This window comes from Sphingomonas bacterium (genome assembly GCF_028289855.1).
Lineage (GTDB): Bacteria > Pseudomonadota > Alphaproteobacteria > Sphingomonadales > Sphingomonadaceae > Sphingomonas.
In genome coordinates, this window is sequence record NZ_JAQGKZ010000079.1 from 1 (window position 1) to 5,068 (window position 5,068).

General features: G+C 67.4%; 3 protein-coding genes. 1 reads left to right on the forward strand and 2 read right to left on the reverse strand.

Translation table 11 applies throughout. The annotated features are described in order from the left end of the window. On the forward strand, nucleotides 1-2,819 hold a 2,819-nt coding region (gene mfd / locus JWM94_RS08930; RefSeq protein ID WP_299425208.1), incomplete at its 5' end, for a transcription-repair coupling factor. Here mfd and JWM94_RS08935 read toward each other — a convergent pair. Both JWM94_RS08935 and JWM94_RS08940 read right to left on the reverse strand, forming a co-directional pair. Beyond that, nucleotides 2,816-3,217, reverse strand: a complete 402-nt coding sequence (locus tag JWM94_RS08935; RefSeq protein WP_299425210.1) for a hypothetical protein — start codon at nucleotides 3,215-3,217, stop codon at nucleotides 2,816-2,818. The two genes, mfd and JWM94_RS08935, sit on opposite strands and share 4 nt — an antisense overlap. Beyond that, nucleotides 3,214-5,068 (reverse strand): bifunctional diguanylate cyclase/phosphodiesterase (locus tag JWM94_RS08940; RefSeq protein WP_299425212.1); only part of this gene is annotated, 1,855 nt, incomplete at its 5' end. The genes JWM94_RS08940 and JWM94_RS08935, both read right to left, overlap by 4 nt.

Below are 5,068 nucleotides of genomic sequence, written 5' to 3' on the forward strand. Positions count from 1 at the left end.
AAGCGTTGCTCGACGACGAATCGATCAAACGCTTCCGCGCGCGCTATCGCGAGACATTCGGCGCGACCGCGACCGGCGACCCGCTCTATCAGGCGATCAGCGAGGGCCGGCGGCTGGCCGGGATGGAACATTGGCTGCCGCTGTTCGAAGAGCGGCTGGAAACCCTGTTCGACCATATTGGCGACGAAGCGCTGGTCGTGCGCGAAGCCGGCGTCCCCGCCGCCGCCGAGCAACGGCTCGAAGCGATCACCGATTATCACGCCAACCGAGTCAGAGCGCAGTCGGGCGATCCCGGTTCGTACCGCCCGCTTCGGGCGAACGCGCTGTATCTGACCGCCGACGAATGGGCGGCCAAGCTGGCAACGGCCAAGGCGCACCTGACCACGCCGTTCCACGAACCCGAAAGAGCCACCGACATCGACTACGACGTCGATGGCCCACGCGACTTCGCGCCCGAGCGGTCGAGCGGGGTCAATATCTACGAAGCCGTGGTCGAACACCTCGACAAGCTACGCAAGGGCAAGAAGAAACCGATCCTCGCCAGCTATTCCGCCGGGTCGCGCGAGCGGCTTGCGGGGTTGTTGCACGATCATGACCTGACCGGCGCGGTGCTGGTCGATACCTGGCAGGAGGCACTCGGCGCAGCGGGAGCCAACGCTTCTGGGGGCGTCGCGCTCACCATCCTGCCGCTCGACCACGGCTTCAACGCACCGGACGTGGCGCTGCTCACCGAGCAGGATATGCTCGGTGACCGGTTGGTTCGGCGTAACCGGCGCAAGAAATCGGCCGACGCGTTCCTTGCCGAACTCGCCACGCTTTCCCCCGGCGATCTCGTCGTCCACGCCGACCACGGCATCGGGCGTTACGAAGGGCTGACCCAAATCCCGGTGCAGAAGGCGCCGCACGATTGCGTCGCGCTGACGTATGCCGGCGGCGACAAGCTCTACGTCCCGGTCGAAAATCTCGAAGTGCTGAGCCGCTACGGGTCGGACGAAGGCGGCACGCTCGACCGGCTCGGCGGCGAGGCGTGGCAGCGGCGCAAGAGCCGCATGAAGGAGCGCATCCGCGAGATCGCCGGCGAGCTGATCGCGACCGCCGCCGAGCGCGCGCTCCATCCCGGCGACGTCATCGAGCCCGACGAAAGCGGCTATCCCGCGTTCGTCGATCGCTTCCCGTACGAGGAAACCGACGACCAGGATCGCGCGATCGACGACGTGCTTGGCGACATGGCTGCGGGCAAGCCGATGGACCGGCTGGTGGTCGGCGATGTCGGCTTCGGCAAGACCGAGGTGGCTTTGCGCGCCGCGTTCGCCGCGGCGATGGCGGGCAAGCAAGTCGCGATCGTGTGCCCGACTACCCTGCTCGCGCGCCAGCATTACAACAATTTCGTCACGCGGTTCGAAGGCTTCCCGATCAAGATCGGCCGCCTGTCGCGGCTGGTTGGCACGGCGGAAGCGAAGGCGACACGCGAAGGCTTGGCCGACGGCACGGTCGACCTCATCGTCGGCACCCACGCGATTCTGGCGAAATCGATCGAGTTCAAGCGGCTTGGGCTTGTTGTCGTGGATGAAGAACAGCGCTTTGGCGTCACGCACAAGGAACGGCTCAAGACGCTGCGCGCCGACGTCCATGTCCTGACGCTGACCGCCACCCCAATCCCGCGCACCTTGCAGATGGCGATGTCGGGCATCCGCGACCTGTCGGTGATCCAGACCCCGCCGGTCGATCGCCTCGCGGTGCGCACGTACGTGATGCCGTGGGATCCCGTCGTACTGCGCGAGGCGCTGCTGCGCGAGCATTACCGTGGCGGGCAGAGTTTCTTCGTGACACCGCGCATCAAGGACCTGCCCGAGATCGAGGAATTTCTTCGCGAATCCGTCCCCGAGGTCCGCTATGTCGTCGCGCACGGCCAGATGGGCGCGGGCGAGGTCGAGGAGCGCATGTCCGCCTTCTACGACAAGAAGTTCGAGGTGCTCGTCTCGACCACGATCGTCGAAAGCGGGCTCGACATCCCGAGCGCCAACACCATGATCGTCCACCGCGCCGATCGCTTCGGTCTCGCGCAACTCTATCAGCTGCGCGGCCGCGTGGGCCGCTCGAAGACGCGCGCCTATGCGTACATGACTACCCTGCCCAACCGGATCGTCACCGAAACCGCGGACAAGCGGCTCAAGGTGCTAAGCGATCTCGACACGATCGGCGCAGGGTTCCAGCTCGCCAGCTATGACCTCGACATTCGCGGCGCGGGCAATCTGCTCGGCGACGAGCAATCGGGGCATATCCGCGAGGTTGGGTACGAACTGTACCAGGCGATGCTGGAGGAGGCGATCATGGACGCCAAGGCGGGCGGCTTCGCTAGCCGCCCACGCGACTTCTCGCCGCAGATTACCGTCGACGCGCCGATCATGATCCCCGAGGACTATGTTCCCGACCTCGACCTGCGCATGGGGCTCTATCGCCGTCTCAACGACCTCGACGAACAGGACGGCGTCGAGGCGTTCGCCGCGGAGATGATCGACCGGTTCGGCCCACTGCCGGACGCGACTGCGAACCTGATCAAGCTCATCGAAATCAAACTCCACGCCAAGCGCGCCTGCGTCGCCAAGATCGACGTCGGGCAGAAGGGCGCGTTGGTCACGTTCCACGACGACAAGCCGCCCAATATCGACGGCCTGCTCGCCTATGTCGCTCGGCTTCAGGGCGTCGCCAGGCTGCGCCCCGACAGCAAATTGGTTATCGCGCGCGAATGGGCCGACCCGCCGGCGCGGCTCAACGGCGCGCTGCAATTGGCGAAGGGGCTGGCGAAGGCGGCAGGTTAGCGTACCGATTCGGGGACACGGGCTTCGACATCCTCGGCCTCTTCGAGTTCATCCGCGCGGAATTTCTCGCGGGACATCACGAAGCTGCCGTGATGGTAAACGATCCGCCAGCGCCCGCCGACTTCGGTCGCATCGTCGTTGACCAGTCCCCAATATCGAACGGCATGCGCCAGCGCGCCGCCGTCATATTGCTTGGTGAATTCGATCGCAGCACCCGCGCGGCGACCGCTGACATAAGCGCGCCGCACATCGACTTGACCGGTGGTATCGGGTTCGGTGATGACGCCAGACAGGACGCCGCCCGTTTCCTCGAGATGCGCGATGAAGCCGTTGACCTCGTCGTGGGTCGCCGCAACGTAGCGTCCATACCAGATCCCGGTCAGATTCTCGTCGCTCATCGTGCGGCGATCAAGGCTCCTAACGCCGCGCTGGTCAAGGGCTCCGCGCACAGGAAACCCTGATAATATTGGCACCCTTCCTTCGCCAGCAGGTCGAGCTGTTCCTCGGTCTCCACACCTTCGGCGATCACCGTCAGCCCGAGCGAGCGCGCCATTTCGATCACCCCGCGCACCACCACGCGGTCGCGCGGGGTGCCGGCGATGTCCTGCGCGAGCTTCTTATCGATCTTGAGATAATCGAGCGGGAGCGCCTTGAGATAGGCGAGGCTCGAATAGCCCGTCCCGAAATCGTCGATCGCGACTCGGCATCCCGCCTGGCGCAACACCGCGAGCAATTGCGCGGCTGCGCCGAGATCGTCGATCAGCCCGCTTTCGGTGATCTCCACCGTCAGCCGGCCCCGCGCGAACCGCGCCGCATCGACTCGATCGAGGAACAGGTCGGCGAAGCCCGGCCGCGCGATGTCGGCGGCGGTCAGGTTGATCGACAGCCGCTGGTTCGCCAGCGCCTCCGGCCACGCCGCCGCGGTTTCGAGCGCGAGGCGCTGGATATGGTCCGACAGCGCGAGGCCCAGATCCGCGCGGTCCGCGGCGGCGAACAACTGTTCGGCGCCGACCGCCCCGAACACGGAATGCTCCCACCGCGCCAGCGCCTCGACGCCGGTGATCTTGCCGGTCGCGATCGCCACTTGCGGCTGGAACAGCACGCCGATCTCGCCGCCCTCGATCGCGCGGCGCAAATCGACCGACAGCGCATCCGCGTTCGCGGCATCCCCGGCGACGCGGATTGTCGCGCCGTCCGACGCCCGCGCATCGTCGAGCGCGTCGTTGGCGCGGCGCAGCAGCGTATCTCCCGACTCATCTTCCCGCGCGGTCGCCACGCCGACCCGCGCGCCGACCGAGACCAGCGCCCCGTCGATCGCGAACGGTCGCGCCAGCGCCCCCGAAAGCGTCCCGGCGAGCGCTTCGGCATCGACCGCTTGTTCGATCCCGACCATGAATTCCGGGCCCTTTAACCGCGCCACCACATGGCGTTTGCCCAGAACGGGGCGCGCCTCGCTGGCGATCCGCCGCCCCGCCGCGCGGATCAGCGAGTCGCCAGCCGCGCGGCCGTACCCCGAATTGACCAGGTCGAACCGGCTTAGCGCGATCAGGATGACGCTCGCTTGCTCGCCGCGCGCCAGCCGCCGGTCGATCCATGCGCGCGCCGCGACCGGATCGAGCGACCCCTCCAGCGCGTCGTCGGTTTCCGCCGCAACGTCTGGTGCCGCACCCAACTCTTCGATCAGCCCGTGAACCCAGGGATCGTCCGCCGCCGCCTGTACATGATGGACCAACCGCCCGAACCCGGCCTGATCGTGCGCGAAGGCAGTCGCGCCGCCCCCGCGCACGCGGCGAACCGCCGATGCCGCCCCGCGCCGGTCGTCGATCGCCAGCGCGCGGAGCGCCTCGGTCAGCCCGACATCCTCGGCCTGATCGAGCCGTTTCGCTAAGCCCGGCGTCAATCTCACGCGTCGCGTGTCCCGGTTATACCGCCAGCCGAGCAGATCGACCGGGCGCCCCTGCCATTCGCCCGCCATGCGTTCGACGAAACGCCACGCGAAGCGCAGCGCCTGCGCGAACTCGGCTTCGGTAAACGGGCTGGCGAGGAAATGCGTCGCGCCGGCGGCGTGGAAGTCGCCAAGCGCCGCGACATCGTCGCGCGATACCAGCACGAGTAGCGCGCCACCCTTGACGCGCGCCGCGTCGCCGAATGCCTGTGCCGCCGCAAGGCCGTCGCCCACCGCACCGCGCGCATCGAGCACGGCGAGCGGCGCGCCGCTGCCCAGATAGCGCCGCGCCGCGCCATCGCCG